Source organism: Candidatus Dactylopiibacterium carminicum (assembly GCF_014736495.1).
Lineage (GTDB): Bacteria > Pseudomonadota > Gammaproteobacteria > Burkholderiales > Rhodocyclaceae > Uliginosibacterium > Uliginosibacterium carminicum.
In genome coordinates this window covers 15,162-34,863 of record NZ_MDUX01000034.1, presented here as the reverse complement: position 1 = coordinate 34,863, position 19,702 = coordinate 15,162, and the positions used below count along the sequence as shown (strand labels likewise).

At 59.2% G+C, this 19,702-nt stretch carries 19 protein-coding genes; 13 read left to right on the top strand and 6 right to left on the bottom strand.

Annotation, left to right across the window (positions count from 1 at the left end; all coding sequences use genetic code 11):
- Window positions 1–96: 96 nt before the first annotated feature.
- The 10 genes from BGI27_RS10995 (at window position 97) to BGI27_RS10950 (ending at window position 8,669) form a co-directional block, all read left to right on the top strand.
- Complete coding sequence (locus BGI27_RS10995) at window positions 97–639, top strand: CheB methylesterase domain-containing protein (RefSeq protein WP_263406613.1); 543 nt, start codon at window positions 97–99, stop codon at window positions 637–639.
- Between the two features lie 103 nt (window positions 640–742).
- Window positions 743–1,048 (top strand): STAS domain-containing protein, encoded by a 306-nt coding sequence (locus tag BGI27_RS10990; RefSeq protein ID WP_095524914.1) that lies wholly within the window; start codon window positions 743–745, stop codon window positions 1,046–1,048.
- A 270-nt stretch (window positions 1,049–1,318) separates the two neighbouring features.
- On the top strand, window positions 1,319–2,284 hold the full coding sequence (locus BGI27_RS10985; protein WP_095524913.1) for a chemotaxis protein: 966 nt from the start codon (window positions 1,319–1,321) through the stop codon (window positions 2,282–2,284).
- Between the two features lie 28 nt (window positions 2,285–2,312).
- On the top strand, window positions 2,313–3,263 hold the full coding sequence (locus BGI27_RS10980) for a chemotaxis protein (protein WP_095524912.1): 951 nt from the start codon (window positions 2,313–2,315) through the stop codon (window positions 3,261–3,263).
- Between the two features lie 17 nt (window positions 3,264–3,280).
- The gene (gene cheY, locus BGI27_RS10975) at window positions 3,281–3,670 is read left to right on the top strand and encodes a chemotaxis response regulator CheY (RefSeq protein WP_223871749.1); all 390 of its coding nucleotides are present in this window, start codon (window positions 3,281–3,283) and stop codon (window positions 3,668–3,670) included.
- Window positions 3,671–3,732: 62 nt separating this feature from the next.
- Window positions 3,733–4,611 carry a protein phosphatase CheZ gene (gene cheZ / locus BGI27_RS10970; protein WP_095524911.1) on the top strand — a complete coding sequence of 293 codons (879 nt, stop codon included), beginning with the start codon at window positions 3,733–3,735 and terminating at the stop codon, window positions 4,609–4,611.
- A gap of 58 nt (window positions 4,612–4,669) precedes the next feature.
- Window positions 4,670–6,577, top strand: a complete 1,908-nt coding sequence (locus tag BGI27_RS10965; protein ID WP_095524910.1) for a chemotaxis protein CheA — start codon at window positions 4,670–4,672, stop codon at window positions 6,575–6,577.
- A 140-nt stretch (window positions 6,578–6,717) separates the two neighbouring features.
- Window positions 6,718–7,032, top strand: a complete 315-nt coding sequence (locus BGI27_RS10960; RefSeq protein ID WP_170943017.1) for a DUF3135 domain-containing protein — start codon at window positions 6,718–6,720, stop codon at window positions 7,030–7,032.
- 57 nt (window positions 7,033–7,089) lie between these two features.
- Entirely contained in the window at window positions 7,090–7,992 is a 903-nt protein-coding gene (cysM, locus tag BGI27_RS10955; RefSeq protein WP_095524908.1) for a cysteine synthase CysM, read from the top strand.
- Between the two features lie 77 nt (window positions 7,993–8,069).
- Complete coding sequence (locus BGI27_RS10950) at window positions 8,070–8,669, top strand: hypothetical protein (protein WP_141239746.1); 600 nt, start codon at window positions 8,070–8,072, stop codon at window positions 8,667–8,669.
- Window positions 8,670–8,752: 83 nt separating this feature from the next.
- On the opposite strand, the gene BGI27_RS18085 is transcribed toward BGI27_RS10950, so the two are convergent.
- From BGI27_RS18085 to BGI27_RS10935, 3 genes are all read right to left on the bottom strand, one after another.
- Window positions 8,753–9,085 carry an HNH endonuclease gene (locus BGI27_RS18085; RefSeq protein ID WP_223871748.1) on the bottom strand — a complete coding sequence of 111 codons (333 nt, stop codon included), beginning with the start codon at window positions 9,083–9,085 and terminating at the stop codon, window positions 8,753–8,755.
- Between the two features lie 319 nt (window positions 9,086–9,404).
- Entirely contained in the window at window positions 9,405–10,607 is a 1,203-nt protein-coding gene (locus BGI27_RS10940; RefSeq protein WP_095524906.1) for a sensor histidine kinase, read from the bottom strand.
- The gene (locus tag BGI27_RS10935) at window positions 10,604–11,299 is read right to left on the bottom strand and encodes a response regulator transcription factor (protein ID WP_095524905.1); all 696 of its coding nucleotides are present in this window, start codon (window positions 11,297–11,299) and stop codon (window positions 10,604–10,606) included. The genes BGI27_RS10940 and BGI27_RS10935 overlap by 4 nt, the downstream gene beginning before the upstream one ends.
- A 254-nt stretch (window positions 11,300–11,553) precedes the next feature.
- On the opposite strand from BGI27_RS10935, the gene BGI27_RS10930 reads away from it, so the two are divergent.
- Window positions 11,554–12,081 carry a Spy/CpxP family protein refolding chaperone gene (locus tag BGI27_RS10930; RefSeq protein ID WP_095524904.1) on the top strand — a complete coding sequence of 176 codons (528 nt, stop codon included), beginning with the start codon at window positions 11,554–11,556 and terminating at the stop codon, window positions 12,079–12,081.
- Window positions 12,082–12,201: 120 nt separating this feature from the next.
- Here BGI27_RS10930 and BGI27_RS10925 read toward each other — a convergent pair whose 3' ends face one another.
- The 3 genes from BGI27_RS10925 to BGI27_RS10915 are packed head-to-tail and all read right to left on the bottom strand — an operon-like array spanning window position 12,202 to window position 16,290.
- The gene (locus BGI27_RS10925; RefSeq protein WP_095524903.1) at window positions 12,202–13,266 is read right to left on the bottom strand and encodes a mechanosensitive ion channel family protein; all 1,065 of its coding nucleotides are present in this window, start codon (window positions 13,264–13,266) and stop codon (window positions 12,202–12,204) included.
- A complete protein-coding gene (gene otsB / locus BGI27_RS10920; RefSeq protein ID WP_095524902.1) occupies window positions 13,263–14,063 on the bottom strand; it encodes a trehalose-phosphatase in 801 nt (266 codons plus the stop codon). The genes BGI27_RS10925 and otsB overlap by 4 nt, the downstream gene beginning before the upstream one ends.
- Before the next feature lie 4 nt (window positions 14,064–14,067).
- Entirely contained in the window at window positions 14,068–16,290 is a 2,223-nt protein-coding gene (locus tag BGI27_RS10915; protein WP_095524901.1) for an alpha,alpha-trehalose-phosphate synthase (UDP-forming), read from the bottom strand.
- A 143-nt stretch (window positions 16,291–16,433) separates the two neighbouring features.
- Here BGI27_RS10915 and BGI27_RS10910 point away from each other — a divergent pair, with 143 nt between their 5' ends.
- Window positions 16,434–18,227, top strand: coding sequence for a glycoside hydrolase family 15 protein (locus BGI27_RS10910; RefSeq protein WP_095524900.1), 1,794 nt, complete (start codon window positions 16,434–16,436; stop codon window positions 18,225–18,227).
- 257 nt (window positions 18,228–18,484) lie between these two features.
- The gene (locus BGI27_RS10905; protein WP_095524899.1) at window positions 18,485–19,681 is read left to right on the top strand and encodes a GGDEF domain-containing protein; all 1,197 of its coding nucleotides are present in this window, start codon (window positions 18,485–18,487) and stop codon (window positions 19,679–19,681) included.
- Window positions 19,682–19,702: the final 21 nt, after the last annotated feature.

The following is a 19,702-nucleotide window of genomic DNA, read 5'->3' as shown; positions in this document are numbered from 1 at the left end:
TCCGGCTCAGGCGCCCAGTGCTCAGTCACGGGCTTCAAACATCCCAGAGGCCGCTCGGGCTACCCGAGCCGGTCCGAGGCTTAAAGATACAAGGCTATCCGCGAAGTGCTGATCCGCTTCCCCAAAGATATGCCTGGGATCCTGATCGTGCAGCATATGCCCGAGATGTTTACGGGCTCGTTTGCCCGGAGACTGGACACTTTGTGCGCTATCCACGTAAAGGAAGCAGTCAATGGCGAACGAGTCCAGCCAGGGACCGCATATATCGCGCCCGGACATTCGCATTTGCAAGTTCGGCGGGTTTCAGGAGGGTTCCAATGCGATCTGTCGCGTAGCGAACCAGTCAATCGCCATCGTCCCTCGGTGGATGTGTTGTTCCACTCGGCGGCTGTCCAGGTGGGCAGGCAGGGGGTTGGCGTGATGCTTACCGGGATGGGCAAGGACGGTGCCCAAGGCATGCTTGCCATGCGTCAAGCGGGCTGCCACAACATCTGTCAGGATCAGGAGAGCTCGGTTGTCTGGGGAATGCCGCGCGAAGCTACGATCAATGGCGCTGCGCATGAAGTAGCCGCCTTGCGTGATATTCCCGCCAGGGTGATGCATGCATTGCGCAGCACAGAGGCAAGTCCTCGCGCATAATGCGCGACTCAAGCGATGGGTGGTTAATGCCGCAAATCCCAGGACGGAAGCCCGGTTCTTCTTTGTCCCATCGTCTTCACGATACTGAACAAGGAGAGTTGTGATGGATGCACAGGTTTCAATCAACGATTCTCAGGCGGTACTGCGTCTGGGGAGCCGCTTTGATTTCAAGGCCCATCGCGAATTCCGTGATGCCGTCGAATCCCTGCTGGGGCAGGCTGGATCACGAAACCTGCAGGTGGATCTGGCAGAAGTGACTTATCTCGATAGCTCCGCCCTGGGCATGCTGCTGATGTTGCGGGACAAAGCCAAGGCCACCAACAAGGATGTAGCGCTCGTCGGGGTCAAAGGCAGCGTCAAGCAAGTGCTGGACATTGCAAACTTTTCAAAGCTTTTCTCTATTGCCTAAATTTCCTCCGAGACGAGTCTGATGCATGCGGAGCGTTTCCTGCATGGTCGTAGATTGCGTCCCGCCTTGCAGCATCAATGGGTGGCGCAGCTCTCCGCGCTGCAAACCTCCCAGGCGTATACCTTCCTTCATGGCAGGCAATGGCCAAAACCCCAGTGTGGGCGGTGTTTCTACGCCTCAAGTTTGTGATCGGGGTGTCGTTAGTGCAACAAGGCTAGGGCTGTGCTGGTCGCCTGACCTGCAAGCCTGGATCGAACAGCGGAGATAACCATGTCGGAACTGCTCAAGAGCATTGATGCGAGAACCCGGCTTGCCGGAACAAACAAGCTGGAAATATTGCTTTTTTCGTTGGGAACGGATCTGCGGACCCAGCGCAAAGAAAGCTTCGGTATCAATGTGTTCAAGGTGCGCGAAGTGATGCGTACGCCCCCGGTGACCGCTGCACCGGATATGCAACCGGGCGTGGAAGGCATGGTATCGCTGCGCGGCCAACTGGTTCCTGTGGTCGACCTGTCGAAATACTGTGGTATCGATCCTGAAGGCAAGCGCGAAATCATGATAGTGACCGAATACAACGGTCATACGCAGGGCTTCTTGGTCGAGAGCGTGGATACCATTCTTCGACTGGACTGGGCGCAGATGCGTATCCCGCCAGAGATGATGACCTCGCGCCTGGGAGGGCTGGTCACCGCTGTGACCGAGCTAGAAGACAGCCGCCTGATCATGATGCTTGACGTCGAGGAGGTTCTGGCCGAGACCACCAAGTACGACGACGATTACCTGTTTCGTGACATTCCCTCCATGGAGAGGGATTTCACCGTGCTGTACGCCGATGACTCCTCCGTTGCCCGCAAGCAGATCGAAAAGACCTTGCAAGCGTTGGGTGTGCGTGGCGTGCCGGCGGTCAATGGCCGTGCCGCCTGGGAAGAGCTGGAGAAGATTGCCAAGCATGCAGAGGCAACTGGCCGTAAGGTCTGGGAGGTGTTGAACCTCGTGCTGACGGATGTGGAAATGCCTGAAATGGATGGCTACATCCTGACCAAGAAGATCAAGAGCGACCAGCGTTTCGATGGCGTACCAGTCCTGATGCACTCCTCCTTGTCGAGTATTTCAAACCAGACTCTGGGCAAGTCAGTCGGCGTGGATGGCTACGTGCCGAAATTTGAACCCCACCGTTTGGCCGGCGCCGTTCGCCAGATGCTCTCCCCCGAAGACACCCAGCTGCTCAGCTCCTGAGCACGGCACTTTCTGACAAGGAGCGATCATGGAACAATCGTCGAATGGCAATCTGCTGGAAACGGTAGATGGGCGCACCAAGCTGGTTGGTTCGAATCGAATGGAGATCCTGCTGTTCTCGCTTAGAACGGGAGAGGTCTTCGGGATCAATGTATTCAAGGTGCGGGAGGTTTCCCGCACGCCCTTCATCACGCGTGCCCCCAATATGCCGGCAGGGGTCGAAGGGCTCATCTCGCTACGCGGGAACGTGATTCCTGTGCTTTCTCTCGCTAAAGTGATCGGCGTGGCCAAGCCCGGTCAGGGGCTCGGCAATTCGATGATGGTCACCGAATACAGTAAGCGGACGCTGGGCTTTCTGGTCGATGATGTCGATCGCATCATTCGCGTCGAATGGAGCAAGGTTCGCCAGCCTGAGAACATGGTGGGCTCGATGCACAGTTTCATCACCGCAATCACGGAATTGCCGGATAGAAAACTGGTTTCCATTCTTGATGTCGAGACCATTTTGTCCCTGACGTTCGGCGAGGCACCTGTAGGACAAATATCCGCATTACACGAAGAATCCGAGAGCAGTATTTTCTTCGTGGATGATTCTGCGGTTGCGCGCAAGAAGATCGCCGAGGTGCTCGACAAGCTCGGTGTACGGCACAAACACGCGCTCAATGGCCTGGAGGCCTGGACGCGGCTGGATGGCATGGCAGCCCATGCGCAGCAACAGAAACGCAAGCTGAGCGAAGAGATCAGCCTGATTCTGGTGGACGCTGAGATGCCGGAGATGGATGGCTACGTCCTGACCCGTAACATCAAGAACGACCCCCGTTTTGACGGAATCCCCGTCGTGATGCACTCCTCGCTGTCCTCCGAAGCCAACCGCTCGATGGGTAAGGCAGTCGGCGTGGATGCCTATGTAGCGAAATTTGATGCAGAAGTTCTGGCCGAAACCCTGCGTCCCTATCTGATGAAGGCCTTCAGGGAATAATCCGGAGATCAATAATCATGTCGGATCCGAAAATGAAATTTCTGGTGGTGGATGACTTTTCGACCATGCGTCGAATCGTCCGGAATCTGCTCAAGGAATTGGGATACACCAATGTCGATGAAGCAGAAGATGGCGTTGTCGCCATGCAGAAACTCAACTCCGGAGGGATCGATTTTGTCGTGACCGATTGGAATATGCCCAATATGACCGGGATCGAGTTGCTGCGGGCGATTCGTGCCAGTGCTCCACTGGCGCATCTGCCCGTGTTGATGATCACTGCCGAAGCCAAAAAGGAAAACATCATCGAGGCTGCCCAAGCAGGTGCAAGCGGCTATATCGTGAAGCCGTTTACTGCAGCTACCTTGTCGGAAAAACTCGGCAAAATCTTTGAAAAAATGGGCAAATAGGGCACATGTCACCCTAGTAGTTGCAACGAGATTCAGATGAAAGAAATCTAGGAGCCGAGATCATGGCCAAGCGGCTGAAAGCGGACGAGTCTGGCGATAACGACGAGCTGCAAGCATTATTTGATTCAATTGCCGGGCAAGCACAGGAGGACGTGAGCAAGAGCGCCGTCCAGACAGTAGCTCCCGTCGTGGATGAAGTGGGAGATTCCGCAGAACTTCAGGCTCTGTTCGACAGTGTGGCCGGTGGCGTGACGGCGACCGGTGCGGCAACTGAAGAAGGAGCGGTGAACATCAAGGAAGCTGTCGCTGCTACAGCCAATAAGTCGTTCGAGGAGCGGCAGGCGCAGGCATTTTTACAGATCGGCCAACTGACTCGTCTGCTGCATGACACGATTCGCCAGCTCGGATATGACAAGATGCTGGAGGAAACTGCCGAGAAGTTGCCGGACGCTCGGCAGCGTCTGTCATACATTTCGCAGATGACCGAGCAGGCAGCAAGCCGTGTGCTCAATGCTACGGATATTGCCAAGCCGATCCAAGATCGCTTCGAGTCAGAGTCTCAGCAATTGAGCGAGCGTTGGGCTGAGCTTTACGACAGCAAATTGTCGGTCGCGGAGTTCAAGGAGCTTGCTGCGCAGACACGGGCTTTCCTTGATCGATCTGTGAAGGATAGTCAGGTGGTCAATGAGCAACTGCTCGAGATCATGATGGCCCAGGACTTCCAGGATCTGACTGGGCAGGTCATCAAGAAGATCGTGGAGATGGCCACTAAGATGGAAAACGGTTTGCTCAAGGTGCTGATTGAGATCATGCCCGAGAGCAAACGCTCTCTGGCGGAGGACGGGCTGCTGAATGGTCCCGTGGTCAATGCCGGTGGGCGTGAGGATGTAGTAACCAGTCAGGAGCAGGTCGATGATCTGCTGGACAGCCTGGGTTTCTGAAGGATAGGGCCGAGATGTTCGGAGGTTGGATTTGGCATGAAAGAAACCGGAGTCTGCTATGAGCGATTTCGCGGGAATGGAAGATCTGCTGCAGGATTTCCTGATCGAAGCTGGGGATCTGCTCTCCGGTGTTGACAACAAACTCGTCGATCTGGAGCGCACACCGCAGGATCTGAGTTTGCTCAACGAGATATTCAGAGGGTTCCACACCATCAAGGGAGGCGCGGGGTTTCTCAACGCTACCGAGCTGGTCACGCTCTGCCATCTGACGGAAAATCTGTTCGACAAACTGCGTACAGGGGAACTCGTCGTCAAGGCTGAAATGCTGGACGTTATTCTGGCGGCTACCGCCGACGTTCGGCGTATGTTCAGCGAGCTTGAACGAGACCTGCAGCCGACCCCAGCAGAGTCGAATCTCATCGAACAGCTCAAGCTGGCTTTGTCGGGTTCGCTTGGGGCAGCCAAGGCGCCTGTCGCGAAACCTAGCGTGGCTATTGTTGTGCCGGCAGAGTCCAAGGGAAATGGGCCTGACTGGGACGCGTATTACGCAGCGGTTACGGGAGAAGTCCCTGCTGTGTCAGCCTCAGTTCCCGTAGCGGTGGCCGAAGAAGAAGAAGAGGCTCATATTTCTGACGACGTGGCTGACCATATCGTCAAGTCGGCGGTTGGCCGTCGGACTTCCGATAAGCCAGGTTACCAAGGCCCTCCCGGGGGGCGTCGCGACGGTGAGCGGCAGCGGGACAACTCCATCCGTGTCGATACCGCACGCCTAGACCAGGTGCTCAACCTTTCCGGCGAAATCGGTCTGACAAAGAACCGCCTGAATGCGCTGCGCAGCGATATCCTCAACGGCAAGAACGATACCGATACGCTGCATGCACTGGATCTTGCTGTCAGTCAACTGGATCTTCTGGTTTCCGACCTGCAGAACGCGGTCATGAAGACCCGTATGCAGCCGATCGGACGGTTGTTCCAGAAATATCCGCGGATTGCGCGGGATCTGGCGCGCTCGCTCGGCAAAGACGTGGAAATGGTCTTGGTCGGCGAGGAAACGGAAATCGACAAGACGATGATCGAGGATCTTTCCGATCCCATCATCCACTTGATCCGCAATGCCGTCGATCATGGTATCGAAGCGCAGAACGAGCGGCTTTCTGCGGGCAAGAGGGAAAAGTCCTATGTCACGCTGGAAGCTCGGCAGGAAGGCGATCACATCGTGATCATCGTGTCCGACGACGGTCGTGGCATGAATCCCGAGCGTTTGCGCGCCAGGGCGCTGGAAAAGGGTCTCATCTCCGATGAGGAGGCCAACACGATGGATGAGCGCCAGAGTTTCAATCTCATCTTCCTGCCAGGTTTTTCAACTGCAGCTACCGTTTCGGATGTTTCTGGCCGTGGCGTAGGCATGGACGTGGTGCGGACCAACATCCAGAAGCTTAACGGCTCCATCGACATTCGCTCCGAGCAAGGCAAGGGCACGTCCTTCGTGATTTCCCTGCCGCTGACGCTGGCCATCCTGCCGGTATTGTTGGTGTGTCTGGGCGAGCAGCCGTTCGCAGTGCCTCTCTCCATGGTTCGCGAGATCCTGCCGATTGAGCCGAAGGAGGTTCAGGAGCTGGGTGGTCGCGCAACGATGGTGGTGCGTGGGGAAGTCCTGCCTGTGGTCACGCTGGCGGCCTTGCTGGGTTGGCCTCAGGAGCGTGTCCCCGAATACGGGGTGCTCATGCAGTCGGCGGAGCAGAGCTTCATTCTTGCCATCGATTCGTTTGCCGGACGGGAGGATGCGGTCATCAAGTCGCTCGATGATTTCCGTCCGAAGGGGGTGGCTGGTGTCACCACCCTTTCCAATGGCCAGATCGTACTGATCTTGGACATGAAGGAGCTGCTCTCGGGAATGGGCGATCAGCGTGTCATCACGCGAGCCCAACTGATGCTTGAGGGCATTGCAGTGCCTGCGGCAGCCTGATTTCGGTCGGACCAAATCGGGTAGCAGGATCAGGGGCGGGAGAAATCCCGCCCTTTTTTCGTCTACCTTTGTTTTCTTGCATCGGGCTCGTCACTTGCATACCGTGAAAGCGGGAACAGTCTGAAACCCGGATAGATGCTGTGCGTAGCGATCCTTATGACATCGATTTCGAATCATGGCGCAAACTTGCGAAGGAGGACTCGACGGCATTCTTTGCCGCACGGGCTGCGCTAATTGAGCAGTTCATCGCTGAAGCCCCGGTACATCTACATCAGCGGCTGCGTCGTCTGCAGGAGTCCGTAGACCATTCCCGTGCCGAGGCGGGCTCACCGGCCAGAGCTGCGGCAATGCTGATGGTCATGATGGGCGAGCAGCTGGAGCTCATGTCAGCGCAGTTGCAGGCAGTGCGCGATCAGGCCGAGCTTGTGTGGCGAGATGAAAACGACAGTCTTTGAGACAGGCATGTGACGCCTCCGGTATGATGACGCCCCGGCGTTGAGGTGTTGCAAGACATGGATTACCCAGTTCTGGAAGATTTCGTCGGTCGTACTCCCTTGGTGCGACTCAAGCGTATGCCCGGTGATCAGGCTGCAAAGCGTGGCAATGTGGTTCTGGCGAAGTTGGAAGGGAACAATCCCGCAGGATCGGTCAAGGATCGGCCGGCGCTTTCAATGATCATGCATGCCGAGCGTGCAGGGCGCATCAAGCCTGGCGATACATTGATCGAAGCCACTAGCGGCAATACTGGTATCGCACTCGCAATGGCTGCCGCAGTGCGTGGCTACCATATGATCCTGGTAATGCCGGAGAATCAGACCATCGAGCGGCGCCAGACCATGCGGGCTTTCGGTGCCGAGTTGGTACTGACGCCCCGTGCCGGTGGAATGGAGCTGGCTCGCGATGTAGCCCTATCGATGCGCGATGAAGGGCGGGGTGTTGTGCTTGATCAGTTCGCAAACCCGGATAATCCCTTGGCACACTATGAGGCCACCGGCCCGGAGATCTGGGAGCAGACCCAAGGTCGCATCACCCATTTCGTCAGCAGTATGGGAACCACCGGTACCATCATGGGCGTTTCGCGCTATCTGAAGGAGCGCAATCCGGGGGTCCATATTATCGGTTGCCAGCCCGAGGAAGGGAGTCAGATCCCCGGGATCCGCAAATGGCCCGAGGAGTACATGCCGGCGATCTACGAAGCCTCTCGGGTTGATTGCCTCGTCAATGTGGGGCAAGCCGTGGCTGAGGAAACGACACGCAGGCTGGCCCGCGAAGAAGGTATTTTTGCTGGCATCTCTTCCGGCGGTGCGCTGAGTGTGGCATTGACACTCGCCCAGGAGCTGGAAAATGCCGTGATCGTCAGCATCGTATGCGATCGTGGCGACCGCTATCTTTCCACCGGAGTCTTTCCCGCCTGATCGTGAGTCTGAAGGCTGATCTGTATCTGAGCCTGCGTACGGAGCCGGATCCTGTTTCCCTGAGGCGTCTTTACGCCTTGCCTGAGCAACTGCTGGATGCGGAGGTCGTGGAGTTCGCGTTGCAGCGTCGCCGTGCTGCTTGCCGCAATGAGAGTCTGCCTGCTGGGCTGCAGACAATACGCGTGTTGGGATGGGGACTGCTCGTGAACGGCGCGTTGCAACTCGAAGTCCGCGCTGGGAGTGCGGAGCGTGACGCGCTCACGGACCTGTTCGATAGCGTGCCGGAAAACTCCCGACTCCAGCTATGGCAACGCGAGCCGGTCGGACTTGCCACGATAAACGCCCGTGCCATGTCGTATGACCTGACCGGCGGCAGGCACTGGCTGGCCGCTCTGAATCGAACCAACGTGCTCGCCGAGCGCGTGGGAATGCCGGAGCCGCTACCGTTGCTGGCGCAAGCTGCCGTGTTCGGCATCCAGCTACCGCCAGGAAGGAATGAAGCGATGCAGATTCGCCAGGAACTGGCAATGGTCGCTTTGCTGCATGCCCGTCTGCTGCGTCTTGAAGGAGACTCGAACAAGGCGCAGGCGTTACTTCTGGGCCTGTCCCGTGCGAGCGAACGAGACCCTGCCTTGCGAGGCTTTTCAGTCGGTTTGAAAGAGCAGTTGCCCGCCTGAATATTCGCGTAGACGGCTGCGTTCGGGCAGATGATGGGCCAGAAAATCCATCTGGTCGGCCAGGATGTGGCGGTTGGAGAGGATCAGATACTCCGCCTTGTTCGGTACATAGGGGGCGCGAACAGCAGCAGCATGCGCGCTTGTTCGGGCGTATTTCCCCCTTTGCGCTGATTGCAACTGCGACAGGCCGCCACCACATTCATCCAGCTGTCGATGCCACCTTGTGACAATGGCCTGATGTGATCCCGGGTCAGCCGCGCCGTACTGAATTCATTACCGCAATAGGCGCATATGTGCCGGTCACGGAGAAACAGTTCCCGATTTGAAAGCGGTGGCACTTGATGCAGCAGACGTGCCCCTAAGGCGCGCCCCTTGATCGCGATGATGCTGCTGGCGGTGAGTATGGAGCGGCTCACCGGTCAGGCGTGAGATTCCGCCGTGAAAGATCAGGCTAGCGTCTCCTGCGTCCCAGGCCACAAGCCCTTTGGCGTAATAGAACAAGGCGTGCTGCCAGTTGATCCAGCGATGCGGTTGCCCCTGCACGTCGAGCGTGAGGATCAATGGCCTGTGCTGGCTGAGCAAGGCCGCGTGCGGAAGGTCGGGTGTTCGCATGGCACCATCCCTAGGATTGGAAATCGCATCTACTGCGGGGCCGCTACGTGTTCTGACACTGAATCTAAACACGCATGCTGAACCCCTTGTGCAGGATGTGCAATGCCCAAGGCTTGTTGCCGATCATTCTCTGGTTTGCGCTGATGCGCGCGAACCATCTATTTCCAGGCTGTCTCTGTCGATAGCGCCCGGTAGCCTGAACTCCACGCACAGTCCGCCACCTTCGCGATTGCGGGCACGAATGCTGCCACCGTGCAGTTGCATGACGCGGCGGCTGATGGCTAGCCCCAGTCCGTGCCCGTCGTTGCCACCATGCTCGGCGAAACGTACGAAGGGCTCGAAGATGATTTCCAGTGCGCCTTCCAGCACCCCGGGCCCGCGGTCCATCACGTCGAGGCACAGCATGTCTTCACGCTGAGTCAGCACGATTTCAACGCAGGTCTCCTGTGCCGTATGGCGCATTGCATTGCGCACCACATTTTCGATGGCACGGTGCAATAGCACTGCATGTCCACGGACCGTGGCGTGTTCCGGTCCGTGATAGTTGACATGACAGTGATGGGAAGGTGCTTCGAAACGTGCATCGGTAAGTAGATCCTGCAGGATTTCCACCAGATCCAGTGGTTCGTTAGATTGCAGGCTGGCATTGGACTCCATGCGCGAAAGCGTCAGCAGTTCCTCCACCAGGTGATCAATCCGTGCTGTTTCCCGTTCCAGGCGCTGCATGCTGGCCTCTGCCTTTTCGGGTTGTTGCCGGGCAATGTCGATGGCGAGCTGGATGCGGGCCAGAGGGGAACGCATCTCGTGGGAAACGTCGTGCAGCAGTCTGCGCTGGCCTGTCAGCACCTGTTGCAGGCGTGCGCTTGTCTGGTCGAACTGTCGGCCAAGATCCGCCAGTTCGTCACGGTGGTTGCGCATTTTCTCTGACAGTCGTACATCGAAATCGCCATCGGCAACCGCCTTGAAGGCCTCGCTGAGATTCAGGATCGGGCGCGACAGATGGCGTGCCAACAAGGCGGCAAAGAGCAGACTGAAGATCAGGCCGACACTCAAGGGTATCCACGGTAGCCCGGGGCCGTCCGGTGGTGCCGGGTGATGAGGAGCTTGCCTGGATTGATCGAATGAACGATCAAACTCCGCCAGCCCTCCACGGCGTCCTTCCGGGGCGGAGGGGAAGGACTGTGGGGTGGGTGGCTGGAAATGCCTGAACTCCATTTCCGGCGTTTCTGTGCTGTGAATGAGCCAGAACAGGGCTCCTACGCTCCAGACCGTGACGACTTGGGCCACAAAGATGGTCAGGAACAGCTTCCAGAACAATCGACTCATGGGCTGGGCAGACGGATGAACTGATAGCCCTGCCGGAACACAGTCTGGATTACCGAGCGTCCATCCGACATGAGTCCCAGTTTTTCGCGGATCTTGCTCAGATGTACTTCGATGCTGCGGTCGAACTTCTGCAACGGCCGCCCCAGTGCCTGCTCCGAGAGTTCTGCCTTGCTCACGGTGCGCCCGGCGTTACGTGCCAGCGTGGAGAGCAGATTGAACTCCGTGCTGGTCAGCTCCAGTGGTGCATCGTGCCAGGAAGCACGACGTTGGTCCGGCCACATCGTGAGCTCGCCACACTGGATGGGCTGGGTATCGTCATCTTCGACAACATCCCCGGTTCTGCGCAGGATCGCGCGGATGCGGGCACTGATCTCCCGTGCAGTACAGGGTTTCGGCACATAGTCATCCGCCCCTTGTTCGAGACCGATGATGCGGTCAACATCATCCCCGCGCGCCGTGAGCATCAATACCGGCAGGCGGCTCTTTTCACGAAGCTGGCGCAATACCTCCATGCCTGACAGGCGCGGCAACATGATGTCCAGCACCATGATGGAATAGCTTCCAGCCAGTGCCATGGCCAAGCCTGTTTCGCCGTCGTGGGCTACCTCCACGGCAAAGCCCTCCTGTTGCAGGTAGTCACGCAGCAGTTCTACCAGCTCCAGATCGTCATCCACCAGCAATACACCGTTCATCCCGGATTCCTTCCATACACGATATCCGCGCGATGTTAATGAGCCATGCCCGGAGGCGGAATCGCCACTCCGCGTGTTTGACTGCTTTTTACACCTGCCGGCAAGTGCGCGTGGGTACTTGAATGGACTTTACCTAGGCTTTAGAGCGCTTGATGTGGCTGACTGGAAAATGCCAATTGTTCCGTTGCGGCACGCCAAATGCATAGCCATGTCGTCCCAATGGCCCGTTACGTCTTGTAATAGAGGAGAGGACCATGTCCATTCGTCGTCACACCGCAAGCATCATTCTCTGCGCGCTGGCACAGGCTTGGGGGTTGCCCGCCCTGGCGCAAAGCGAGCAACGTCCGCCAGCTCCGCCTTCCGCTGCTGCACCGCACGCTGGCCCTGAAGAAGGGCGTCCGGGTGGGTTCCCCCATCCAGGGCTGGAGCGTCTGGGGTTGAGCGAGGAGCAGCAGGACAAGATTTTCGCCATTCTGCACGCCCAGGCTCCGGCTGAGCGTTCTCAGGGCAAGGCTGCGCAGAAAGCCCGGGAGGCGCTGTTTACGCTGGGGCGTAGCGATGCTACGGATGCTCAGCGCCTGCGCGTCGCCGCCGACGCTCTGGGCAAGGCTCTGGCAGAGCAGGCCTTGTTGCGTACAAATACACAGCTGCAGATCCGCGCAGTGTTGAGCCCGGAGCAGCGCACTCGACTGGAAGAGGAGGCTCCACCTCACCAGCCTCCGGCTCCTTTTGAGTTTTCCCCTGGCAAGCCCGCTCCCAACGCGCCAAAGGCGCGGCCCTGAGCCGGCTTTTGCACCCCGCTTCAAGCGGGGTGTTTTTTCATCGCCGCACCGCTCCAAGATGAAAAAGCGTCCCTTCGGAGGACCGGATCATCGCATCGCGATGGAACGAGGGGCCATTTTTCAGGCGTTGGTCGGCAAGCTGGCTACATGCAGGATCTGGGTAGGCAGGGCAAAGTCGATGTGCTCCTGGCGGCAATGGTCAACCAGCGCCAGGTTGATCTTCTGTTGAGTGTCCATGTAAGCACCGTAATCGGGTTTCAGCATGTAGTACACCACCTCGTATTCCAGGCCGGAGGTCGCGAATCCCTTAAAATGTGCACGATCGAAGCGGGTATCCGGCAGTGCCTCGATGATCTGGCGGACGGCGTTGCTGAGTGCTTCCAACTGGTTCGAGGTCGTAGCGTAGGTGACGCTGAAACCAAAGACGATGCGTCGTTCGGCCATGCGCTTGTAGTTGCGTACCCGGCTTTTCAGCAGGTCGTTGTTCGAGAACACCAGCTCCTCACCGGAGAGACTCTGGATACGCGTGGTTTTCAGTCCGACGTGTTTGACCGTGCCAGCCATGTCGTCGACGACGATGAAATCGCCCACCACGAAGGGTTTGTCCATGGCGATGGAGAGCGAAGCGAACAGATCGCCCAGCACGTTTTGAAGCGCCAGCGCCACGGCCACGCCGCCGATGCCGAGAGATGCGATCAGCGCTGTGATGTCGATGCCCAGGTTGTCCAGGAGCGAGAGCAGCACCACAACCCAGATCAGCAGGCGCGCGATGAAGGCAATCACGCCGACATTGGTCAGTGCGGCGCCGTCGCCAGCCTTGAGGTTGGCTTCGGTGCGCAGTTGCAGCCAGCTCTTGAGCGCTCGGGTGGCCCAGATCCCGGCCTGCAGGACGAGCAGCACCATCATGCCTTTCAGAGGGAGCGCCGCCAGGTTTTCCGGCAATTCGATCTGGGTCAGACCCGCGAGCAGGGAAAGCCAGAGCATGAACGGTAGTTTGGTGGCGGTGAGTACTTCGGCCAGTACATCGTCCCAGATCAGGTGGGTACGTTTGCTGAGCGCACGTAGGTGCCTGACTGTGAGCCGGCGGGCGATGAGCAGTGAGCACAACGCCAATGCCATGACGGCTAATGCCGTGGCCAGCTCCTCTAGCGAATTGTTCTTCAGCAGGTAATCGAGTGTCTTCATCGTCTGGGAAGTCTTTCAGCCGAATGGGAGGATTGGAGATGGGCGTGCGAACGCTGTATGGCAGCGAGCAGACGTTGCAGGAAACTTGCCATTTCGCTCTGCAGGCTCAGATGGAAACGGGCGTGGTGGTGATCCCGGGCTTCGATGCGCACGGTGAGCCAGTCGGAGGGCGCCTGCTCGAAGACCACGTCGTCCGTGATGTCGTCGCCAGCAAAGATGGCACAGTCGCAACCAGCCTCGCGCACTAGAAGACGCACGGCCTGGTATTTGTCCGGTGCATCTGTCGGCAGCAGGTTGAATACGCATTTCCCCCCGATCACGCGCGGTTGCGGGCTGAGGGCACTGATGGCGCCTTGGATGGCTTCGCGTGCCTGGTCGCGATTGCGTGCGAGGCGGTAATGCAGTGACAGCGATTGCCCCTTGTCTTCGATGCGTACGCCGCTGCGTTGGATTTCTACATTGCCGTGCAGTGCGCCCAGCCAAGCGTTCACCAGCGGCTGGTGATCCACCGGTGTGTAGCCGGGCAGTCCTTCCGCCCCATGATTGCCAACGATGTAGTGCGGTGTGAAGCCCAGCCGGCCGGACACATCTTCCACCGAGCGGCCGGTCACGATGGCCACCGGCAGCCTGTCAACCAGTTGGGCAAGCGTGCGGGTGATCGCCAGGGGTGCCCGGGCCTGATCCGGCAGCGGCACGATGGGCGCCAGAGTGCCATCGAAATCCAGCGCGAGCAGGGGGTGGCGTGCAACGATCTCGGCGATCGCGTGATCGCCCTGGGCAGAGAACAGATGAGGCATCGGATCAGTTTCCGTCGTTGGCATCGAGGCGTGCATTCAGCCTTTCGGAGCGGCGCAGGCGCGCTGCGTCCAGCAGCATGTTTGCAGCCCAGCGATATACGTTGTCTTCACGGACCATGGCACGCAGGCTGCGCATGCGTTGGGCCTGTTCCTCGCGAGACATGGTCAGCCCCTTGTACAGGGCATCGGCCGTGCTCTCCACGTCGTAAGGGTTGACGATCAATGCGGTGTGGAGTTCGCGCGCGGCACCGGTGAATTCACTGAGCACCAGCGTGCCCTGGTTGTCGTCACGCGCGGCGATGAATTCCTTGGCCACGAGGTTCATGCCATCGTGCAGGCTGGTGACCACGCAGCAATCCGCACCTCGGTAATGGCGTGTGACAGCTGCACTGTCCTGATGCTCTGCGATCAGGCGGATGGGCTGCCAGCCACCTTCGCCATGCCGTTGATTGATACGCTCCGAGAGCAGCGTCACCTGCTGTACGAAGAGCTGATACTCATCCAGTGCCGAGCGCGTGGGGGCCGCGAACTGTACGAAAGTGAAGCGGCGGCGCAACTCGCTATGCTTTCGCAACAGCCGGTCTACCGCGTGGAAGCGTTCGATGATGCCTTTGGTGTAGTCGAAACGATCCACACCCACGGCGACCAGGTGGTCGTCTTCGACGCCCAGCATTGCACGCAGGCTTGTGCGGCATTCACCAATCGCCGGTTGCCGGCGCATTTCTTCGCGGCTGGGCCAATGGATGGAGATCGGGTAGCTGTTGACCTGCGTCTGGGCGCCATCGAAGGTGATCGTGGATTCCTCCAGGCGGATGCGGGATTCCAGGAAACGATCCACCGATTCGAGGAAGTTGCGGCAGTGGAACCGGGTGTGGAAGCCGAGGATGGAGCTGCCCAGCATGCCGCGCAGGATTTCCTCGTGCCAGGGGCAGACGCCGAAGGATTCCGGGTTGGGCCAGGGGATGTGCCAGAAAGTGATGATGGTGGCGTTGGGCAGTTGCTTGCGCAGCATCGCCGGCAGTAATGCGAAGTGGTAATCCTGGATCAGCACGATGGGATCTTCAGTGCGTGCTTCCGCGGCTACGGCATCGGCAAAGCGCTGGTTTACCACCCGGTAATATTCCCAGTCCGACAGCCGGAATACCGGCCGCACGTGTGCCAGGTGGCACAGCGGCCACATGCCTTCATTGGCGAAGCCATAGTAATAGCCTTGTTCTTCTTCCTCGCTGAGCCAGATGCGCCGCAGCGTGTAATTCGGGTTCTCGGGCGGTACCTGCACGTGATCGCGCGAGTCGACGGTGTCACGATCTGCATTGCCAGCACCATGCGCGATCCAGGTGCCCGAGCAGGCGCGCATGACTGGCTCGATGGCGGTGACCAGGCCACTGGCCGGTTTTTGTACCTGGACGCCGTCCTCCTTGCGGACATGGATGTAGGGCTCGCGATTGGAGACCACGATCACCTGCTCGCCGCGCAGCTCCGTATTCAGCAATTGGCGCAGACGTTCCGGGGTCCAGGTTTCGGTGTTCATGCGCGAACGGCGTTCTTCATCCATCTCGCGCATCATGGCTCTCAACTCGGAGGCCAGCGATTGCAGCTCCGGAGGCGGGCGGAACGGCCCAAGCAGATCGCTGCCACGCAGCAGCGCGCGCGTGCCGGCCACCCAGCCGCGCCAGCTCATGTGGGCCACCACCACGGTGATCAATGCGATCACCAGTCCCAGCACCACGAACAGAATGATCAGATATTGGCGGGTGTCGGCGCTGCGTAGGTGTACGAAGCCCAGATCGTGAAGCACGATGAGATATGTATCGGTGCCCGCGCCGACGACCGGAATCGAGGCCACGTGCAGATCGCGTTGATCCTGGGAGAAGATCGCGTTGGGGTGCTTCACGTATTCGAAGGCGTCTGCGCAGCTAAGCAGGGGAGGAAAGGCTGGGGTCGAGAGGAGGCGCTCGCCGTCACGGCGGCAGAGCGCCAGCGCGAACAGGCGCTCGTCGCGCAGCGCGCGGTGGAATTCGCGCTGCAGCTCATCGTTGTCGAGCGATTCACTTCTGCTCAGGGCGTTGCTGACCGACTCGGCAACAAGCGCGGCGCGACTGTCCAGATCCCGCAGAAACCAGCGCAGGGTCAGGCGGTCGACCAGAGGTACCGTGATATAGGCTGCAGCCACGAGTACCAGGCAGAGCGGCAGGAGGAAACGCAGTTGCAGTCGGAGGGTTTTCATGGTGGCTCTCTTTCTGCTGCGGTGCAGTAACCTTTATAGGATTGCACAGCATGGCGAAGCTTGCGAACCCTTGACAGTTCGCGTCGTTTGTGTGTTTGTATTTACTGGCGTTGTGCCACTTAACGAAGAGAAGGGAGCGCGGCATGCAGCAAGCGACATTGGCGGGGGGCCTGATCGGCAACAGCGCGATCGGGGCACTGGTCGATCAGCAGGCGAATGTGGTGTGGGCCTGTCTGCCGCGTTTCGATGCCGATCCCGTGTTCTGCAGCCTGCTTTCCCCCCCCGGAAGGGAAGAGGGGGAAGGCTGCTTCAGCATCCTGCTGGCTGATTTTGCCCATGCGGAGCAGCAGTACATCGACCATACCGCTGTGCTGCGTACCTGGCTGCATGACAAGCATGGCGGTTGCGTGGAGGTGGTGGATTTCGCGCCGCGCTTTCGCCTGCATGGGCGGATCTTCCATCCGACCATGCTGGTGCGGCGCGTGCGCAAGGTTGCTGGCAATCCGCGCATCAGCATCCGCCTCAAACCGCGCTTCGAGTACGGTGCCCAGTCACCGACGATCACCTTCGGCAGCCATCACATCCGTTATGTCGGCCCCGAGAGCGTCCTGCGCCTGACCACCAACCTGTCCATCCACGCCGTGCTGGAAGAACGGCCGATGTATGTACATGACACGCTGAGCCTCATCCTCGGGCCGGATGAGACCGTGCAGGAGAACGTCGAAGAGGTGGCCCGCAAGTTTCTGGAAGACACCACGGATTACTGGCAGGACTGGGTACGGACGATCTTCGTGCCGGTCGACTGGCAGGATGAGGTGATCCGGGCTGCGATCACGCTCAAGCTCAATGCCTTCGACGACACAGGCGCGATCATCGCCGCGATGACCACCTCGGTGCCTGAGCATCCGGATTCCGGGCGCAACTGGGATTACCGCTACTGCTGGCTGCGTGACGCTTATTTCGTGGTCAATGCGCTCAACCGCCTGGGGGCCACCACCACCATGGAGCGCTACATCGCCTACATCCTCAACGTAGTAGCGGCCGCCGGGGAGGGGCAGCTGCAGCCCGTCTACGGCATTTCAGGTGAGGCGGATCTCGTCGAGGGCAAGGCGCCCGCGCTGGCGGGCTATCGCGGCATGGGGCCGGTGCGTGTGGGCAATCAGGCGTATGAACAGATCCAGCACGACGTCTATGGCTCCGCCGTGCTGGCGGCAACACACATGTTCTTCGACACCCGTCTGCGTCATCGGGGCGATGAAAATCTTTTCCGCCAACTGGAGCCGCTTGGGCACAAGGCGCTGGCCAACTACAACCAGCCGGATGCCGGGATCTGGGAGCTGCGTGGCTCCAAACGCGTGCATACCTATTCCAGCGTGCTGTGCTGGGCTGCCTGCGACCGCCTCGCTCGGATCGCCGCGAAGCTGCGTCTGCCCGAGTCCGAAAATTTCTGGCGCGAAGCCGCCGACCGTATCCATGCCGACATCTGCGCCCATGCGTGGAATTCGCAACGCCGGGCCTTCGTAACTTTCTGGGGCGGTGATGTGCTGGATGCGAGCCTGTTGCTGATGCACGAGTTCGGTTTTCTGGAGGCCGATGATCCACGCTTTGCGCAGACCGTGGCTGCCATCGAAGGAGAGCTCAAGCATGGTGATTTCATCTACCGCTACGTAGAGCGTGACGATTTCGGCCGTCCCGAGAATGCCTTCCTCGTCTGTACCTTCTGGTACGTGTATGCCCTGCATGCGTTGGGGCGCATCGACGAAGCCCAGAAATGCTTCGCCAATCTGCTGGGGTGTTGCAACGAACTGGGCCTGTTGGCTGAGGACATTGATCCGCGAACCCATGAGCAATGGGGCAATTTCGTGCAGACCTATTCCATGGTGGGTCTGGTCAATTGCGCACTACGCCTGTCCCCTCCCTGGGAACAGGCCTATTGAGCATTGGCCGAGCGCCCGGTTTGTCCCCCTCGTGGTGCAAGAGGGGAGCGCCCGGGCATTCGAAGGGCATGGCAGGGAGAGCCTATGGCCTTCACAAAGCAGGTGTACGCCTATTTTCGTGACCAAGACGTCGGCATGTGGCGTCTTTGATTGCCAATATCGTCAATAGCCGCCTGATGCTGCGGGCTGGCGCCATTCCTGCTTGTTAAGCCGGGAGAACGGTACACACCCTGAGGCCTTTCGCCCGCGAGGTGCTCATGTCACTCCTGCCCGATCTGCGTACCCTGATGTTTGCGCATGGCGTGTTCCTGCTGTCCGCAGCCATTGGTTTCTTCACTGCGGCGTGGTGCCTGCGCCAATTCCATTCCCTGTTGTTGTGGGCTATCTCCTGCCTGCTGATGGGTGGTGGCACCCTGTTGCTTGCCCTCAGGGGCTACGTCGCACCCGAGGTCAGCATCCTGCTTGGCAACTATCTGGTCATCACCGCCTGCGCGGTGCTGGTGTTGGCGATAGCACGGGATTTTTCCAGTCCTATACCCAGATGTCGTCTGCTGGCGCTGCTTGTGATAGCGACTGGAGGCGTCAGCGCAGGTTATTACTTTCTGCCGAATACCGATCTGCGCTTGTTTTTCAGTGCTGGCGTGTGTGGCGTGATGTTGATAGATGCCGCGCGTCTGAGCTGGCAGAAACTGCACGAGCCTGAGATGACCGGCGTTCTGCTGGGTATCCTGCTGCCCCTGGTGTTACTGGTGGTGGGGTGTCTGCTGATCGGGGCGTTGGCCATGATGCGTTTCCTGGGAGGCGTGCCGCTGGTCGAGGACCATGTCGGCGGCGCGATCTTCCAGTTTGGCTGGTTGCGTCTGGGGGCCGGCCTGCTGATCATGCTCTCGCTGCAGGGGCTGTATTTTTCCGTGATCCTGTTCGTCGCCCTGCGTCTGAACATGCGCCTGCGCCATGAGGTCCAGCATGATCCGCTGACCGGTCTGTACAACCGGCGCATGTTCGAGGATGTAGCCACGCACGAGCGCGCACGCTGGCTGCGCGGTGGCGATCCGTTTGCAGTGCTGTTCATCGATCTGGATCACTTCAAGTGGATCAACGACGGGCACGGACACGCTGCAGGTGACGAGGTCTTGCGTACAATCGCCTCCCTGCTGCGCCGGCAATTGCGTGAGGCGGACGTGATCGCGCGCTTTGGCGGCGAGGAATTCTGCGTGCTGATGCCCGGACAAAGCGCACAGAATGCGGCCGAGATTGCCGAACGTCTGTGTCACGCGGTGGCCGATTTGTGCATACAGTGGCAAGGGCAATCCATCAGGCTCAGCGTGAGTATCGGCGTGGCCTTGCCGCAGGGAAGCGTGGAAACGCTGGAATCCGTGCTGGCTCGCGCCGATCAGGCGCTGTATGCCGCCAAGCAGGGAGGGCGCAATCGCGTGGTACTGCAGGCGGCTTGACTACCGCAAACATCGTTCAGG

Excerpts from the sequence above, each read along its gene's own strand:
- BGI27_RS10990 (WP_095524914.1), top strand. The coding sequence starts at position 743 with ATGGATGCACAGGTTTCAATCAACGATTCTCAGGCGGTACTGCGTCTG.
- BGI27_RS10985 (WP_095524913.1), top strand. The coding sequence starts at position 1,319 with ATGTCGGAACTGCTCAAGAGCATTGATGCGAGAACCCGGCTTGCCGGA.
- BGI27_RS10980 (WP_095524912.1), top strand. The coding sequence starts at position 2,313 with ATGGAACAATCGTCGAATGGCAATCTGCTGGAAACGGTAGATGGGCGC.
- cheY (WP_223871749.1), top strand. The coding sequence starts at position 3,281 with ATGTCGGATCCGAAAATGAAATTTCTGGTGGTGGATGACTTTTCGACC.
- cheZ (WP_095524911.1), top strand. The coding sequence starts at position 3,733 with ATGGCCAAGCGGCTGAAAGCGGACGAGTCTGGCGATAACGACGAGCTG.
- BGI27_RS10965 (WP_095524910.1), top strand. The coding sequence starts at position 4,670 with ATGAGCGATTTCGCGGGAATGGAAGATCTGCTGCAGGATTTCCTGATC.
- cysM (WP_095524908.1), top strand. The coding sequence starts at position 7,090 with ATGGATTACCCAGTTCTGGAAGATTTCGTCGGTCGTACTCCCTTGGTG.
- BGI27_RS10940 (WP_095524906.1), bottom strand. The coding sequence starts at position 10,607 with ATGAGTCGATTGTTCTGGAAGCTGTTCCTGACCATCTTTGTGGCCCAA.
- BGI27_RS10935 (WP_095524905.1), bottom strand. The coding sequence starts at position 11,299 with ATGAACGGTGTATTGCTGGTGGATGACGATCTGGAGCTGGTAGAACTG.
- BGI27_RS10930 (WP_095524904.1), top strand. The coding sequence starts at position 11,554 with ATGTCCATTCGTCGTCACACCGCAAGCATCATTCTCTGCGCGCTGGCA.
- BGI27_RS10925 (WP_095524903.1), bottom strand. The coding sequence starts at position 13,266 with ATGAAGACACTCGATTACCTGCTGAAGAACAATTCGCTAGAGGAGCTG.
- otsB (WP_095524902.1), bottom strand. The coding sequence starts at position 14,063 with ATGCCTCATCTGTTCTCTGCCCAGGGCGATCACGCGATCGCCGAGATC.
- BGI27_RS10915 (WP_095524901.1), bottom strand. The coding sequence starts at position 16,290 with ATGAAAACCCTCCGACTGCAACTGCGTTTCCTCCTGCCGCTCTGCCTG.
- BGI27_RS10910 (WP_095524900.1), top strand. The coding sequence starts at position 16,434 with ATGCAGCAAGCGACATTGGCGGGGGGCCTGATCGGCAACAGCGCGATC.
- BGI27_RS10905 (WP_095524899.1), top strand. The coding sequence starts at position 18,485 with ATGTCACTCCTGCCCGATCTGCGTACCCTGATGTTTGCGCATGGCGTG.